At 38.5% G+C, this 17,245-nt stretch carries 15 protein-coding genes; 13 read left to right on the top strand and 2 right to left on the bottom strand.

All coding sequences use genetic code 11. The features are described 5' to 3' along the window. Positions 1-168: 168 nt before the first annotated feature. The 4 genes from LW139_RS02095 to LW139_RS02110 all read left to right on the top strand — a co-directional run bounded on the left by LW139_RS02095 (position 169) and on the right by LW139_RS02110 (position 5,064). A complete protein-coding gene (locus LW139_RS02095) occupies positions 169-1,515 on the top strand; it encodes an NCS2 family permease (protein ID WP_109408588.1) in 1,347 nt (448 codons plus the stop codon). A gap of 127 nt (positions 1,516-1,642) precedes the next feature. Continuing rightward, entirely contained in the window at positions 1,643-2,146 is a 504-nt protein-coding gene (locus LW139_RS02100; RefSeq protein WP_109408589.1) for a GNAT family N-acetyltransferase, read from the top strand. Positions 2,147-2,539: 393 nt separating this feature from the next. Continuing rightward, on the top strand, positions 2,540-4,189 hold the full coding sequence (locus LW139_RS02105; RefSeq protein WP_109408590.1) for a Na+/H+ antiporter: 1,650 nt from the start codon (positions 2,540-2,542) through the stop codon (positions 4,187-4,189). A 2-nt stretch (positions 4,190-4,191) separates the two neighbouring features. Then, positions 4,192-5,064: a carboxylate/amino acid/amine transporter gene (locus tag LW139_RS02110; RefSeq protein WP_166539241.1), complete on the top strand. Its 873-nt coding sequence runs from the start codon at positions 4,192-4,194 to the stop codon at positions 5,062-5,064. Here the strand turns inward: LW139_RS02110 and metR are convergent. Beyond that, on the bottom strand, positions 4,979-5,932 hold the full coding sequence (gene metR / locus LW139_RS02115) for an HTH-type transcriptional regulator MetR (RefSeq protein WP_166539240.1): 954 nt from the start codon (positions 5,930-5,932) through the stop codon (positions 4,979-4,981). The genes LW139_RS02110 and metR overlap by 86 nt on opposite strands. 106 nt (positions 5,933-6,038) lie before the next feature. Between metR and metE the strand changes: the two genes are divergently transcribed. Together metE and LW139_RS02125 are read left to right on the top strand one after the other, a co-directional pair. Next, positions 6,039-8,312 (top strand): 5-methyltetrahydropteroyltriglutamate--homocysteine S-methyltransferase, encoded by a 2,274-nt coding sequence (gene metE, locus LW139_RS02120; protein ID WP_247850563.1) that lies wholly within the window; start codon positions 6,039-6,041, stop codon positions 8,310-8,312. Positions 8,313-8,487: 175 nt separating this feature from the next. Next, a complete protein-coding gene (locus LW139_RS02125; RefSeq protein WP_348983668.1) occupies positions 8,488-9,315 on the top strand; it encodes a hypothetical protein in 828 nt (275 codons plus the stop codon). 92 nt (positions 9,316-9,407) lie between these two features. Here the strand turns inward: LW139_RS02125 and LW139_RS02130 are convergent, their stop codons facing one another. After that, entirely contained in the window at positions 9,408-9,800 is a 393-nt protein-coding gene (locus LW139_RS02130) for a YidB family protein (RefSeq protein WP_109408595.1), read from the bottom strand. 484 nt (positions 9,801-10,284) lie between these two features. Here LW139_RS02130 and udp point away from each other — a divergent pair, with 484 nt between their 5' ends. The 7 genes from udp to ubiB all read left to right on the top strand — a co-directional run bounded on the left by udp (position 10,285) and on the right by ubiB (position 17,141). Continuing rightward, positions 10,285-11,043: a uridine phosphorylase gene (gene udp / locus LW139_RS02135; protein ID WP_023583501.1), complete on the top strand. Its 759-nt coding sequence runs from the start codon at positions 10,285-10,287 to the stop codon at positions 11,041-11,043. 152 nt (positions 11,044-11,195) lie between these two features. Then, entirely contained in the window at positions 11,196-11,978 is a 783-nt protein-coding gene (locus LW139_RS02140) for a tyrosine-protein phosphatase (RefSeq protein ID WP_247850565.1), read from the top strand. 70 nt (positions 11,979-12,048) lie between these two features. Continuing rightward, positions 12,049-12,579 (top strand): DedA family protein, encoded by a 531-nt coding sequence (locus LW139_RS02145; RefSeq protein ID WP_109408597.1) that lies wholly within the window; start codon positions 12,049-12,051, stop codon positions 12,577-12,579. A gap of 102 nt (positions 12,580-12,681) precedes the next feature. After that, the gene (gene rmuC / locus LW139_RS02150; RefSeq protein WP_247850566.1) at positions 12,682-14,022 is read left to right on the top strand and encodes a DNA recombination protein RmuC; all 1,341 of its coding nucleotides are present in this window, start codon (positions 12,682-12,684) and stop codon (positions 14,020-14,022) included. A gap of 83 nt (positions 14,023-14,105) precedes the next feature. Beyond that, positions 14,106-14,861 (top strand): bifunctional demethylmenaquinone methyltransferase/2-methoxy-6-polyprenyl-1,4-benzoquinol methylase UbiE, encoded by a 756-nt coding sequence (gene ubiE, locus LW139_RS02155; protein WP_151434096.1) that lies wholly within the window; start codon positions 14,106-14,108, stop codon positions 14,859-14,861. 1 nt (position 14,862) lies between these two features. After that, on the top strand, positions 14,863-15,504 hold the full coding sequence (locus tag LW139_RS02160; RefSeq protein WP_109408599.1) for a ubiquinone biosynthesis accessory factor UbiJ: 642 nt from the start codon (positions 14,863-14,865) through the stop codon (positions 15,502-15,504). Continuing rightward, the gene (gene ubiB / locus LW139_RS02165) at positions 15,504-17,141 is read left to right on the top strand and encodes a ubiquinone biosynthesis regulatory protein kinase UbiB (protein ID WP_072069492.1); all 1,638 of its coding nucleotides are present in this window, start codon (positions 15,504-15,506) and stop codon (positions 17,139-17,141) included. The genes LW139_RS02160 and ubiB overlap by 1 nt, the downstream gene beginning before the upstream one ends. Positions 17,142-17,245 lie beyond the last annotated feature (104 nt).

Consider the following 17,245-nt stretch of genomic DNA (forward strand, 5'->3'; position numbering starts at 1 on the left):
GCACCAGATAATCGTTTGCGTCAAATTCTCTCACTTAATCCACACGAAAAACCAAACGTTTGCTTTTGACTCCCTCTTAAGATTTTTATCGGTAAGAGGTTATTTTAATTGATACGTAATCGTTTTCGTTTTTTGGAGAGTGAACCGTTTTTATGTCAGAGGAATGTAATGTCTGCTAATCAATCAGCAACCACAGGTAAACTGGATAGCTATTTTAAACTTACAGCTCGCGGTACAACTGTTCGCAAAGAAATGATCGCCGGTTTGACGACATTTTTGGCGATGGTGTATTCCGTGATTGTTGTTCCTAGCATGTTAGGGCAAGCCGGTTTTCCACATACAGCGGTTTTTATCGCAACCTGTTTAGTCGCGGGATTGGGCTCTCTTCTAATGGGATTGTGGGCAAATCTTCCTATGGCAATTGGTTGTGCTATTTCATTAACAGCATTTACCGCTTTCAGCTTGGTCTTAGGACAAAACATCTCTGTACCTGTTGCTTTAGGTGCTGTGTTTTTAATGGGGTGTTTATTCACCGTATTCTCATTAACTGGCATTCGCACTTGGATATTAAAAAATATTCCGACAGGTATTGCTCATGGCGCAGGAATAGGGATAGGGCTATTTCTACTTTTAATCGCAGCAAACAGTGTTGGATTAGTGGTGAAAAACCCATTTGATGGTTTACCTGTTGCAATGGGGAAATTCACTTCATTTTCTGTTCTGATGTCACTTGCTGGATTAGCCGCTATTTTCGGATTAGAAAAGCGTAAAGTACCGGGTGGCGTGCTATTAGTGATTGTTGCCATTTCGATTATTGGTCTGATTTTCGATCCTAATGTAAAATACCAAGGTGTTTTTAAAATGCCTCAATTAGGTGAAGAAGGGCTTTCTTTATTATTCGCAATGGATATTAAAGGAGCATTACAACCTTTAGTTTTACCAAGTGTACTTGCATTAGTAATGACTGCGATTTTTGATGCAACTGGAACTATCCGTGCGGTGGCAGGGCAAGCCAATTTATTAGATAAACGCGGACAAATTATTAATGGCGGAAAAGCACTAACTTCTGACTCCGTCAGTAGTATTTTTGCGGGTGTGATTGGTGCAGCCCCAGCTGCAGTTTATGTTGAATCAGCCGCAGGAACCGCCGCTGGTGGTAAAACAGGATTAACCGCAACAGTGGTGGGTATTTTATTTTTACTGATCCTTTTCTTATCGCCTCTCTCTTATTTAGTTCCAGCTTATGCAACGGCACCTGCGTTAATGTATGTAGGTTTATTGATGCTAGGTAATGTCACTAAATTAGATTTCAGTGATTTTGTTGATGCTATGTCTGGCATGGTGTGTGCTGTATTTATTGTTTTAACATGCAATATCGTTACAGGCATTATGTTAGGTTTTGGCTGTTTAGTGATTGGTCGAGTATTTGCTGGCGAGTGGCGTAAACTCAATATTGGTACAGTATTAATTACTATTGCTTTAGTGGCATTTTATGCGGGCGAGTGGGCGATTTAATTCGAATCATCGGTTTTAAAGACAAAAAGCGGAATATATCTATATTCCGCTTTTTTGCTATTTATTTATCTACTTTAATTCGCTATTGTCGAAATTAAGCTTAGTTTTTAAATAATTGGTAGAATATATGCAAGAAATAAAAATACGCCATGGCGAGCCAGACGACGCAACCGCAATTCAACAGTTATATACTCATCCTGATTTATATATTTGTACTTGCCAATTTCCTTACCCTTCTGTGACGATGTGGAAAAAAAGATTACTCGAATTTGCAGAACAAAATATTCCTAATTTTGTAGCAACTATTGATGGTCAAGTTGCGGGGCATTTAGCTCTGATAATTGATAATCATCCTCGTCGTCGCCACATTGTCAGTTTCGGTATTGGTGTTGGTGCAGAGTATTCTGGAAAAGGTGTCGGTAAGTTACTTATCAATACAGCAATTGATTATGCATTCAATTGGTTAGCCGCAACGCGTTTAGAGTTGGAAGTGTATTCAGATAATGAAAAAGGCTTACATTTATATAAAAAATTAGGCTTTGAAGTTGAAGGTATACGCCGTAAAGCGGCGTTTAGAGATGGAAAGTATTGTGATGTCGTCATGATGTCGATGTTAAGAACGATTGAATAATCATGTGAATAAGCGACATTGCTCTAAAAATTAATCGATATTGTCTTTTATTTGTTATTTTTATTTAATTTCTTAATGTTTTACGTTTGTATACGAGTAATTACATCGTTTAGACGGAAAAAGAGAAATAAAAACGTATGCTTTCGATGTTTAATGCCGTTAATAAATAAAGAGTAATGAGAAGTGCGCAATTTGTAGCGTTAGATACGATTAATCTTAATTTTAAATAATTACACATGAGTCTGTGTGGGATCTGTTTAAAATAAGGAAAGGTAAAGAAAGGCATGGCGCATAAATTTTTGCAGGGTGTGTTTTTTTATCATTCAGTAGGGTTTTCTTTTTTAAGGAAAAGATAACAAGTTTTTGGGATAAAAATAGGCATGTAAGGGTAACATGGAAATTTTCTTTACTATTTTGATTTTAATACTGGTGGTTTCAGTTTCGGGGGTTATTACAAAACTAATTCCCTTTCGTGTTCCGTTACCATTAATACAGATTGTGATAGGGGCTTTATTGGCATGGCCTCAATTTGGTTTACATGTCACTTTTGATCCTGAATTATTCCTCGTCCTATTGATCCCTCCTTTGTTGTTTGTTGATGGTTGGAAAACGCCGACACGAGAATTTATTCAAAATGGGCGTGAGATTTTTATTCTTGTGCTTGTTTTAGTGATGGTAACTGTTGTTGGTATTGGTTATTTAATTTATTGGATGATGCCAAGTATCCCTCTGATTTCTGCATTCGCATTAGCGGCGGTGCTTTCGCCAACGGATGCGGTAGCACTTTCTTCCATCGTTGGTAAAGGACGAATACCTAAGCGAATAATGGGTATTTTAGAGGGTGAAGCATTAATGAATGATGCTTCAGGTCTGGTTGCCTTGAAATTTGCGGTTGCTGTAGCAATGGGCACCATGGTGTTTACTGTTGGGGGCGCGACACTTGAGTTCTTTAAAGTCGCTGTCGGCGGATTATTGGCCGGTATTGGCGTCACCTTGATTTACAGTAAATCTCTGCGATTAATGAGTCGCTGGAGTGGTGATGATCCTGCTACACAAATCGTCTTTATGTTATTGCTACCTTTTGCGTCCTACTTAATTGCAGAGCATATTGGTTTTTCAGGAATTTTAGCTGCTGTTGCTGCAGGTATGACTATCAGTAAATCCGGTGTAATTCGTAATGCACCACTCGCAATGCGTTTACGTGCTGATAGCGTGTGGTCAATGCTTGAATTTGTCTTTAACGGCCTTGTCTTTATTATGCTCGGCTTACAACTTCCGATTATTTGGACAAGCTCTGTTATTCAGGCCGACCTTGATCCAGAAGTCGAAGTGTGGATGTTGTTTGCTGCCGTATTTGTCATCTATTTTGCATTACTTATTTTACGTTTTACATGGTTATGGCTGATGAAAAAAATTAGCCGTATCTTTATGAGAAAACACCCACTTGATTTTGCCAATTATACAACGCGTGAACTGTGGCTTTCGTCATTTGCTGGTGTTCGTGGTGCGATTACTCTAGCAGGTGCGCTCTCTATTCCACTCTTTTTAACTGATGGCAGTACTTTCCCTGGTCGTTATCAAATCATCTTTATCGCAGCGGGTGTTATTTTACTGTCAATCCTTGTCGGTATTATTTCGCTTCCTTTCCTGTTGAAAGGCGTGAAAACTACGGATAAAGAAGCCGATAAAAATGAAGTTCGTTATGCGCGAAAAATTATGGCAGAAGTGGCGATTGTCAGCTTGAATAAAATGGAAGAGCGTTTAGCTGCTAGTACAGAAGAGCAACTTGATGCAGAAGAAATTAATGAAGTTGCTTCCCGGGTAACAGGCTATTTACGACGTCGTACTGCAAACCAAGATGAAATGGTTCATAACATGTTAGAAGAAGATCTTGAAAGACGTTTTCGACTAACTGCATTACGTGCTGAACGTGGTGAGCTTTACCATTTAAGGGCTACGCGAAAAATCAGTAATGAAACACTCCAATTGTTGCTACATGAATTGGATTTAATGGAAGCACTGTTAGTTGAGAAAGATAGTTAATTATGTGGTTGCTCATTATTACAACACTGTTATGGGCAGCCTCTTTTAGCCTGATCGGCGAGTATCTTGCGGGTCAGGTTGATAGTTGGCTCTCTGTTTTGATCCGTGTTTCTTTAGCGGCTTTGGTCTTTTTACCTTTCTTACGTTGGAAGGGAATTCGTTTTAAGGTGATTTTGCTTTATATGAGTGTGGGAGCTTGCCAACTTGGTATCATGTATCTGTTTGTCTTCCATGCTTATAACTATTTGACCGTCGCAGAATTCTTACTATTTACCGTATTAACACCGCTTTATGTCACGTTAATTTATGATCTATTAGAACGCCAAAAATTACGCTGGGGTTATGCATTCAGCTCCTTATTAGCCGTGTTAGGGGCCGCTATTATTCGTTATGACCATTTAAGTGATGATTTTTGGTATGGATTGTTATTAGTGCAACTTGCTAATATTTTCTTTGCTATCGGTCAGGTGGGTTATAAGCGATTAATGGAAGTACATCCAATTCCACAACATCATGCGTTTTCTTGGTTTTATCTTGGTGCTGTTGCCGTTTCACTGATTGGTGCGTTGTGTTTTGCTGATTGGCAGAAAATGCCAACAACATCGCTACAATGGGGTGTTTTATTCTGGTTAGGAATAGGGGCTTCTGGAATAGGTTATTTCATGTGGAACTATGGTGCCACACAAGTTGATGCTGGAACCTTAGCTATTATGAATAACATGATGATTCCAGCCGGATTATTAGTTAATTTCTCTATTTGGCAACAACATCCAAATTGGCCAAGTTTCATCATAGGCGCGAGCCTGATTGTTGCATCACTTTGGATCCATCGACGCTGGATACACCGACCTGTTTTACAAAAGGAAGATTGTTAACAGCGTGCTGACCTGATAAACGAATAAATTCACGAATTGCCGGTTGATGTTGCTCTCCACTACGGTTGGCTGCATATAACCGGCTCCATAATCCTTCGCCTAATGTTTTTGTCACCACTAATCCTTGTTTTTCAAAATTTTCTACTGCCCAATGAGGTAGAGCTGCGATCCCCATGCCAGCTGCAACCATTTGAATTAACAACAATGTATTATCGACATGTTTAAAATGTGGTGTTATTCCTGCGGGTTGTAAAAAATGGCGCCACACATCAAAACGCTCTCTTTGCACAGGATAAATAAATAAGGTTTCTGCAATTAAATCTTGTGGCTGAATATGTAATCTATTCGCGAGAGGGTGTTCAGGCGATAAAACTAGCTTAACTTCATAGTCAAACAGCGGGGTATAATGTAAACGTGCATCATCTAAAATATCAGAGGTTAGCACTACATCTAATTCACGTTGTAGTAATGCAGGTTGTGGATCAAACGTAACCCCCGAATGGAAATCGACATTGACTTCAGGCCATGTTTGGCGATATTGCTGTAATGCGGGTGTTAACCATTGAATACAACTATGGCATTCAATCGCAATATTTAAATTTGAACTCCCCGGCTCATTACATGCTTCAATCGCTCTGCGTACGATAGGCAGAACTTCTTCGGCTAATTTGACCAACACTTCACCTTGTGAGGTAAAACGCAGTGGTTGGCTTTTACGCACAAAAATTCGATAACCCAGACGATGTTCTAATTCACTAAATTGATGTGAAAGAGCCGACTGTGTTTGATGTAGTTGATTTGCTGCGTTAGCAAGAGATCCAGTGTGCTTTAGTGCCAATATCGTTTTTAAGTGTTTTATTTCTATCATGAGAAACCTTCATGTTGTTGATGAAAAATTTGCGCTTGTGATTTATACACTACCTGTAGATTATGGATGTGTAAACATCTAGACGGCTAAAAACAGGATTTTAATTATGACAATTCGCAATCACACACTGGGTTTCCCTCGTATTGGCTTAGATAGAGAGCTAAAAAAGGCACAAGAAAATTATTGGGCAGGTAAGATTTCACAAAAAGAACTTATTGCAGTGGGTAAAGAACTTCGTGCTCGTCACTGGCAACAACAAGCAGATGCAGGTGTGGAATTATTACCTGTTGGTGATTTTGCTTGGTATGACCAAGTATTAGGAACAAGTTTATTGTTAGGTAACGTGCCACCTCGTCATCGTAATGAAGATGGCTCATTAGATCTTGATACATTATTTAGAGTTGCGCGTGGTAGAGCGCCAACGGGTAAGCCTGCCGCTGCATCTGAAATGACGAAATGGTTTAATACTAACTATCACTATATCGTACCGGAATTCCAACAAGGTCAATCATTTACCTTTGCATGGAAAGAGTTATTAGATGAAGTAGATGAAGCATTAGCTCTTGGTCATAAAATAAAACCAGTGTTACTGGGGCCGGTGACTTATCTTTGGTTAGGCAAAGTGAAAGGGCCTGAATTTGATCGATTAACGCTTTTAAAAGAAATTCTTCCTATCTATCAACAAGTTATTAATGAATTAAAAGAGAAAGGTATTGAGTGGGTACAAATTGATGAGCCTGCATTGGTATTGGATTTACCAATTGAATGGCAAAACGCATACCAAACTGCTTATCAAACATTAGCGGGGCAGGTTAAATTACTGCTGACAACTTATTTTGATGGTATTTCTCATCATCTTGATATTATTAAGAACTTACCTATTAATGGGCTTCATGTTGATCTTTCAGCAGGTCAGGATGATTTGCAACATTTACATCAAACATTACCCAAAGATTGGGTGCTGTCATTAGGTGTTATTAATGGCCGTAATGTTTGGAAAGCTGATTTGAGCACTCGTTATCAGCAAGTCATTGCGCTAAAAGGTAAACGTCCATTATGGATCGGAACTTCATGTTCATTACTGCATAGCCCAATTGATTTAAAGGCAGAAACTAAACTTGATGATGAAGTAAAAAGTTGGTTTGCTTTTGCTGTTCAAAAATGTGAAGAAGTGGCTTTGTTGACTCAGGCACTAAATGCGTCCGAAGGCGAGTATGATGATCAATTGGCACAATACAGTGCCCCAATTCGCCAACGCCAACATTCTACACGTGTGCATAATGCTAAAGTGGCAGCTCGTTTAGAGGCGATTAAAGTGCAAGACAGTGAAAGAAATTCACCTTATACCCAACGTGCAGAAGTTCAACGTGCTCGGTTTAATCTGCCACTATGGCCAACCACGACCATTGGCTCATTTCCTCAAACCACTGAAATTCGTACTGTACGCCTTGATTTCAAAAAAGGAAATATTGATACAGTAGCTTATCGCAAAAACATTAGTGAACATATTAAGCAAGCGATAACGGAGCAAGAAAACCTAGGACTTGATGTATTAGTGCATGGTGAAGCTGAACGTAACGACATGGTGGAGTATTTCGGTGAGCACTTTGATGGCTATGTCTTTACACAGAATGGGTGGGTACAAAGTTATGGCTCACGTTGTGTAAAACCACCAGTGATTATTGGCGATATTAGTCGTCCAAAAGCGATTACTGTGGATTGGGCAACTTACGCACAATCATTAACTGAAAAGCCAGTTAAAGGAATGTTAACAGGGCCAGTGACAATTTTATGTTGGTCGTTCCCTCGTGAAGATGTGACGCGTGAAACCATTGCAAAACAGATTGCGTTAGCACTGCGTGATGAAGTCAATGATTTACAAAAAGCGGGTATAGGTATCATCCAAATAGATGAACCAGCCTTACGTGAAGGATTACCACTGCGTCGTGATGAATGGCAAGCTTATCTTGATTGGGCCGTTGATGCCTTTAAATTAAGTGCCGCTGTCGCTGATGATGAAACGCAAATTCACACGCATATGTGTTATTGCGAGTTTAACGACATCATGGATTCTATTGCAGCACTGGATGCGGATGTGATTACTATCGAAACTTCACGTTCAGATATGGAGCTTTTAGAAGCCTTTGAACACTTTGATTACCCAAATGAAATTGGGCCTGGTGTTTATGATATTCACTCGCCTAACGTGCCAAATGTAGAATGGATTGTGGGATTATTAAGAAAAGCGCAATCACGTATTCCAGCAGAGCGTTTATGGGTGAACCCAGATTGTGGATTAAAAACACGAGGCTGGACTGAAACACGCGCAGCATTAGCGAATATGGTGGAAGCCGCTAAATATTTACGCCAGAACGCATAATAAAATAATTACTTGTTAGCCTGCTATTTTTGAATGGTTACTTTGATAAAAAGTCACATCATTAAAATAGCAGGCTAATTTTATATAAATAAAAAAGAGCATTAATTAAAACTCGGAGCAAATCTTATTATTGATATTCTAGAGAGTTGTTATACTGCGAGAACTCGCTAATTTTATGGATATAATTATTGTGCAAACTAGCATTAAACTTTCGGATAAAGTATTAGATGCTTTTCCAACTCGACCTTTGACATTGGTTCCACTAAGAGGAGATGGTGGACTATTCCGCACCTTATTTTTAGTGGTTGTGATGTTAGCATTGACTGTATTTAGTGCATATCAAATCCCTAATATTCTTTATGATTATAAAATCAGTGAGAATGCGGTTCCTATTAATGCTACAGTAAAAGGCTCTTGTCGATCACAACTCTTTGTTTTAACTAACTGTAGTGTTGATTTGCGTTATAAAGGTAATGAGGTTTCACGTAATTTTACCTTTTTAGATTTAGGTTCAAAGGATGTACTTGTTGAACCCGTTGCTGATGCAAATGATCTTAGCAAAATGACCGTTGATGTAGCGATAGATAATATTTGGCTTCGCCTAATTAGTACGGTTATTTTTATCGGCTTATTTGGGATTAGTGTGATCTTTTTTATTTATCGTCAAATATTGACGAGTAAAGTGAGAAAAGCCTTATTATCAGTGGGAACTCAACCGCTAAAATTAATAGCGATCCCAGCAAAAATGGTTGTGAGTAATAAGCAATTTATTGCAACTTATCATCTTAATTTAGACGGTAAAGATATTCGTATTGCTTATTCAGGAAATAAAAAAACACCGCCTATTGTAATTGAAAAAGATGGAAATACTTATGTATTAGCCGTTTATTCGCCACAACAGAATATCCCTTATGCTTTGGATGTGCCTTTAGAGCGTATTCAAGCAACGCCAGAAGAGAAGCAACGTTTTCATGACGCGTTAATTGAAGAAGGTTTGCTGTAATCAATTTTGATTATTAAGAATGTGATGCGTTTTCTCTTATGGGGTGTAAGGGAAAACGCATTAAATAAGTACGATTAAAACAGTTTGTTTATTTAACCACCAAAAATCTTCGCTTTTAGAATATCCATCCCCGCACTGACTAAATCTAAATCTTTAGGTACCACTCCATCTGGTGTCACTTTATTAATTAATTTAGGGAGATATTGTGCTGCCATTTCAGAGGCTTCAGTTGCACTTAAATTAATCTTTGACGCAAGTTCATTAATAACAGGTGATGAGAAAACAGTTACGATTTGTTCAGCACTGATAGGTAAATTTGTATTTGTACTTATCCAAGATTGGATCAGCTCACTTAAACCCGCTGTATCAAATTGCTTTATTAAGCCTTCAATGCCACCTTGAGACTCAACCCAGTCGAGGACAGTTTTGTATTGATTGATTTTTTCGCCACCCAATAGGCTTGCAATTTGGTTAAATAAGCTCATGTTCACTCCTGTGACAAGGTGTTTGTCACATTAAGATGTTTGTTTTAAGGGCGGGTAGTGTACGCGTTATATTCGTCATACTTCAAGCTTCTCGTCATACTTCAAGTTGTAACATTCACTCACACTAGTCGCCTAGCTACATCTTGAATTATTTAGAGTATATGTTTGCTAGGGTATGTTTATTTGTATTAGTTAACGGCATTTTGAATTATTTAGAGTATATGTGCATCAAGGTATTTGTGTCGTCTATACTGATAAATGAAATGTTTATTTTAGTGAATGATTGAAGTAAGCGAATATTGATAATGTATTCGCTGAAAATGTATTTCGAACGTTATATTTCGTGATGATAATCACAATTTTATGAAATTGTTACTTTGTTTGGCACCTTGTAGGTGATATTGGTCACTAAAAAGGTCTGTAAAGCTGATAAAGTAAGTCTTAATTTAATGATCATTGGTTTTGTCCCATTGAGGAGTCCGATATGTCTGATGTATTTCACTTAGGTTTAACCAAAAATGACCTACAGGGTGCCACTTTAGCAATTGTTCCAGGTGATCCTAAGCGTGTTGAAAAAATTGCAAAATTAATGGATAACCCTGTCCATCTGGCTTCTTTACGTGAATACACGTCATGGCGTGGTGAAATTGATGGCAAAGCTGTCATTGTTTGCTCAACAGGTATCGGTGGTCCATCTACCTCTATCGCAGTTGAAGAATTAGCACAATTAGGTATTCGTACTTTCTTGCGTATTGGTACAACAGGTGCAATTCAAGAACATATCAACGTAGGTGATATTCTTGTGACGACTGCTGCAGTTCGTTTAGATGGCGCAAGCTTACATTTTGCACCAATGGAATTCCCTGCTGTTTCTGATTTTGAATGTATGAACGCACTGTACAAAGCTGCTAAAGACAATGGCTCAACTGTACACGTAGGTGTAACTGCGTCTTCTGATACATTCTATCCAGGACAAGAACGTTACGACACTTATACAGGCCGTGTCGTTCGCCGTTTCAAAGGCTCTATGAAAGAGTGGCAAGAAATGGGTGTAATGAACTATGAAATGGAATCTGCAACATTACTAACAATGTGTGCAAGCCAAGGTTTACGTGCAGGTATGGTTGCGGGTGTTATCGTAAACCGTACTCAGCAAGAAATTCCAGATGCAGAATTACTGAAGAAAACAGAAAATAATGCACTTGGTATCGTTATTGAAGCAGCTCGTATTTTAATGAAGTAAGCGTTTTCAATTGAATGCTAAAGCCCTTAATACAAAAGTATTAAGGGCTTTTTTTGTATGGTAATTCATCACGTTAATATGACATGACAACAGAAGATGATTTCTGTTAAGGTCTTTAAGAATTTAACAACATAATAATGAGAAGAGGCGTTATGACTGATATCTTACAAACACATCCTTCGGTATTGCCTTTAGTTGGTGGGATCAACTTTCGTGATTTAGGTGGAAAAAAATTAAGTAATGGTGGTGTTATTAAACCTGGAATGCTCTTTCGCTCAGGATCACTGGATAGATTAACCCATACAGATCAATCTCTTCTCATCGATAGAAATCTTTTTCAAATCATTGATTATCGTGACGCAGGCGAAATTATTGATAAACCAGATCGGGTTTGGGAAGGTGCTCAATATTATCACGCACCTGCAAATCCATTATCAAAAGAAGTCTCCGCTAATCTTGAAAAATTGACACCTGAAATATTAGAGCAATTTGATGCCAAAGCATTTATGTTTCAGCTATATAAATTATTACCTATCAATAATCCCGCATATAAACAACTGGCTACGCTATTAAAGCAACCTGAAAAAGGGGGCGTAGTGCAACATTGTGCAGTAGGTAAAGATAGAACAGGCGTTGGTTCTGCATTAGTCTTGTTTGCATTAGGTGCTTCTTTAGATGTGGTGATGGAAGACTATCTACTGACTAATGAAACATTGGCACCTTATCGTGCTTACCTTCTAGAAGAACATGCTAAGACCATGAGTGAAAATATTGTTGATAAATTTGCTTATGTTTATTCCGTACAAGAAGAATTTCTACAAACGGCGTTAACCAGTATTAATCATCATTATGGTAATGTGGATACTTGGCTAGAGAAAGATATCGGTTTAGATGCTTCTAGCCGAGATGCCTTACAAAATTATTTTCTTGAATAATAAAGTGATTTATATTCGGTTAATCAGTCTGTTTTATTTTACTTAGGTTAACCGATTTAAGGCCTCTATTTTGACAGTACAAGATATCATTCATACCATTACTCTCTTTGTAAAAGAGCACGAAATTTGGGCTATTCCTATCGTGTTCTTTCTTGCTTTTGGTGAATCACTTGCTTTTATCTCTTTGCTGATCCCCGCAACGGTTATTTTATTGGGATTAGGGGCTTTAATTGGTGAAAGTGGCTTATTTTTTTGGCCGATTTGGCTTGCTGCTGCATTAGGCGCTTTTTTCGGAGATTGGGTCTCATACTGGGTAGGTTTTCACTATAAAGAGGGCGTGAGAAACTTATGGCCAATTTCGCGCTCACCACAAACGCTTGTTAGAGGTCATCAATTTTTTAATCGTTGGGGGATCTGGGGCGTATTTATTGGGCGTTTTTTTGGACCTTTTCGTGCGATTGTTCCATTAGTTGCGGGCATTTGTGCAATGCCACAGCGTTATTTTCAAATTGCTAATTTAACATCAGCCATGATCTGGGCATTTGGTATTTTGGCGCCCGGTGCCTTTGGTTTGCAATGGCTTGCGAAATGGGTGGGATAACTGCGTCCTTTATCGCAAATCAAGTCACGATGTAAATTGTTGCTAGACAATATTACCTATGCGTTTTAACTTAGCCCGCTGGAAAGTAAAAAGGTCACTTTAGTGGATATTCAGTTGTTATATGGGATCATTGGTTTATTAGGCGGTGTGCTAGTCGGTGGTGCGCTTGTTTGGTGGTCTATCCAACAACGTTTAGCTGATAAAGAAGCCATGCTGCGTGAAAACTACACACAGCTTGCCGTTGCCCAAGAAAAATCAGCAATTATCCCTTCTTTACAACAGCATATAGAACAACTAGAGCAAGAATTGCGCGCTCAACGAGAAATTATTACCTCTCAAGAAGCAGAATTAAGAGAAGTAACAACGCGGTGGGAAGAGAGTCGTTTATCTGCTGAAGAAAAACAGCGACTATTAGTCAATAGTGAGCAACGGCTTGCGACACAGTTTGAAAATCTGGCTAATCGTATTTTTGAACAAAGTGGGCGTAAAGCCGAAGAGTTAAATCGACAAGGACTAACGCATTTGCTGTCACCTTTTCGTGAACAATTGGAAAGTTTTCGACGCCAAGTTCAAGATGGTTTTGGGCAAGAAGCCAGAGAGCGACATACCTTAGTTCATGAAATTCGCCAGCTTCAACAATTAAATGTCAAAATGGCACAAGAAGCGGTGAATCTAACAAATGCCTTAAAAGGGGACAATAAAGTCCAAGGTAATTGGGGTGAAACGGTATTAGCGCGTATATTAGAGTCTTCAGGATTACGTGAAGGCCATGAATTTGAAACGCAGGTGAGTATTCGCCATGAAAATGGCGGTCGCTATCAACCTGACGTTATTGTGCACTTACCCCATGGTAGGGATGTCATTATCGACGCTAAAATGTCGCTGGTGGCATATGAAAAGTATTTTAGTAGCCATGATGATAATGAACGTAAACAGGCGCTTTATGCACATGTGAACTCAATTAGAACGCATATTAAAGGATTGAGTGTAAAAGATTATCATAAACTACCGGGTGTTACGTCTTTAGACTATGTTTTGATGTTTATACCCATAGAGCCAGCTTATCTTGTTGCAATTGGTCATTCTCCTGACTTGTTAGAAGAAGCATTGAAAAACAATATAATGTTAGTTGGGCCATCTACTTTACTTGTTGCTTTGCGTACAATAGCTGCATTGTGGCGATATGAATATCAAAGCCAAAATGCGCAAGAAATTGCGGATAGAGCGGCTAAAATGTATGACAAATTAAGACTTTTCGTTGATGATATGCAAGGGCTAGGAAATAGTATTCAAAAAGCGCAGTCTGGCTATTTATTGGCGATGAAAAAACTCTCTGAAGGTCGCGGAAATCTTATCAGTCAAGCGGAAGGCTTTAAATCCCTAGGGGTAGAGATAAAAAAAACGATTGATAATGATCTCATTGAAAAATCGACGTCTAATTGATTTGAAAAATAAAGAGACAAAGATTTCTGAAATAAGACCAGTACTGAATTTACTAAATTTTGATTAATTAGCGGGCAAATAATATGACTCAACAAACTAAGGAAACAACAGATTTTGGTTTCCAAACCGTTGACAAAGATGATAAACAAACCATGGTTGCAAGGGTTTTTCACTCTGTCGCGTCTAAATATGATTTAATGAATGACTTGATGTCTTTCGGTGTTCACCGCATCTGGAAACGTTATACCATTGAAGCAAGTGGTGTAAGACGTAACCAACGAGTTCTTGATCTTGCGGGTGGTACTGGTGATTTAACAGCTAAATTCTCTCGCCTAGTAGGTGAAAATGGAGAAGTTGTTTTAGCTGATATTAATGATTCAATGCTGAAAATGGGGCGTGAGAAGCTACGCGATCACGGTATTGTCGGTAATGTTAACTACGTACAAGCAAATGCTGAAGAGTTACCTTTCCCTGATAACCATTTCGACTGCATCACTATCTCCTTTGGCTTACGTAACGTGACCGATAAAGCGAAAGCATTACGTTCTATGTTTCGTGTATTGAAACCAGGTGGACGTTTGTTGGTGCTGGAGTTCTCTAAACCGGTTCTTGATCCCTTAAGTAAGATTTATGATGCTTACTCTTTCCATATCCTACCTAAAATTGGTCAAGTGATTGTAAATGATGCTGAAAGTTACCGTTATTTAACGGAATCAATTCGTATGCATCCAGACCAAGAAACTTTAAAAGGTATGATGGAAGATGCGGGATTTGACCAAGTGACCTATACCAACATGACTGGCGGTATAGTTGCTCTACACAAAGGATTTAAATTCTGAGATGGAAAAAGCCACTTTTTCTCATGATATTGCTTCTCAAGTGCTGTATCCGCTGTTAACAGCATCAATGGAGACAGCTCTTAATCATGTTTTATATCAGGAAAATGTGCTTAAACCTGCCCGCAATCGCCTTGCGGGCAAAGTGTTGGCGCTTTCTATCAATGAGTTTCCTCGTTCCATCTACTTAGTCTTTAGCGAACAACAAGTTGATGTATTAAGCCAGTGGGATGATGAAACTGATTGTTTGATAAAAACAAAATTACTCACACTGATTAAGCTTCGTGATCGCCAGAAAATGTCAGAACTGATCAATCGTGGCGATATTACTATTGATGGTGATATGCAGGTTGTTCAAAATTGGTCTGCATTGCTAGATATGGCGCAGTGGGAACCCGCGCAATATTTGGCGCCTTATATTGGTGATATAGCAGCGCAAAGTTTGACTGTTGTTGCAGGAAAGGGCGTTCAGTTATTTTCTTCACTCTTGAGTCACCAAAAAGGTTATTTACGTGATGCGTTAATTGAAGAGTGGAAAACCGCACCTAGTGCATTAGAAACAGTCCATTTTTATGATGAAATAGAACAACTTGCACAGCAAACAGCCGAACTAGAAAAACGGTTAGGCACATTGGAGAAAAAATAATGCTCCTTAGTGAGTTAAAGCGCCTCTATCATATTATTCAGGTATTCTTATCTTATGGGCTTGATGAATTAATTCCTAAACATCGAATTACTTTACCTGCAAGATTAGGATGCCGAGCACTCTTTTGGATCAAAAATAAGCATCCAGAAAAACCATTAGGTGAACGCTTACGACTCGCATTGCAAACATTAGGGCCTGTTTGGATTAAATTAGGTCAAATGTTATCAACTCGACGTGATCTCTTTCCTCCTCAAATTGCTGATCAACTTGCGCTATTGCAAGATAAAGTTGCTCCTTTTGATGGTAAAAAAGCACGACAATATATCGAAAACTCATTCGGTGGCCCTATCGACCAATGGTTTGATGATTTTGATGAAACACCTCTTGCTTCAGCTTCTATTGCTCAGGTTCATACAGCGAAATTAAAAGAAAACGGCAAAGAAGTTGTGCTAAAAGTTATTCGCCCCGATATTCAGCCTGTGATCAAAGCGGATATCCGTTTGATGTATCGCTTGGCAAACCTATTACCATTTTTACCTGATGGTCGTCGTTTACGACCTAAAGAAGTGATCCGCGAATACGAAAAAACATTACTTGATGAGCTAAATTTACTACGCGAAGCTGCTAATGCTATTCAACTTCGTCGTAATTTTGAAAATAGCTCAATGCTTTATATCCCTGAAGTGTATTCAGATTATTGCCATGAAAATGTGATGGTGATGGAACGTATTTATGGTATTCCTGTTTCTGATATTGAAGCGTTGAATGCACAAAAGACGAATATGAAGCTTCTTGCGGAACGTGGTGTAAAAGTCTTTTTTACTCAGGTGTTTAGAGACAGTTTCTTCCATGCGGATATGCATCCTGGTAATGTATTTATTAGTTATGATCACCCTGAAAATCCATATTATATTGGCATTGATTGCGGTATCGTTGGTTCATTAAATAAAGAAGATAAACGTTATTTAGCTGAAAACTTCTTAGCTTTCTTTAATCGTGATTATCGAAAGGTTGCAGAGTTACATGTTGATTCAGGTTGGGTTCCAGCAGATACCAATGTGGAAGACTTTGAATTTGCAATCCGTACTGTGTGCGAACCAATTTTTGAAAAGCCTCTGTCTGAGATTTCATTTGGTCATGTGTTGCTTAATCTGTTCAATACTGCACGGCGTTTTAATATGGAAGTACAACCTCAGTTAGTGTTACTTCAAAAAACATTGCTTTATGTTGAAGGACTTGGACGGCAACTGTATCCACAATTAGATTTATGGAAAACGGCAAAACCTTTCTTAGAAGATTGGTTGCATAGCCAAATTGGTATAACAGCGTTAATGAATGGCATAAAGAGTAAGGCACCTTACTGGATTGAAAAAATGCCAGAGATACCAGAGCTGGTTTATGATAGTCTGAAACAACATAAAAATATGAAGTTAACACTAGACAAATTGACGGAACAAATAAGTTCGCAAAGAGTCAAACAGAGACAGTCTCTATTTTTATTGGGTATAGGTACGACACTGTTTTTATGCGGTAGCCTGTTTTTCGTTTCTGGTTTTAAAACATTATTCAGTGTTTTTATCAGTTTAGGTCTTCTTGCATGGATTTTGGGTTGGTTTAGATCTGGTAATGCACAATAAAAACGCATCAAAGTTTGTCTTTGAGCAAGTTAAAAGATGAATTCGAGATTCCCGAAAATTGAATTCGTTGTATATAATGGGCACTGTTATTAAGTATAACCCCG

The sequence above is a fragment of the Proteus vulgaris genome (assembly GCF_023100685.1).
Classification (GTDB): domain Bacteria; phylum Pseudomonadota; class Gammaproteobacteria; order Enterobacterales; family Enterobacteriaceae; genus Proteus.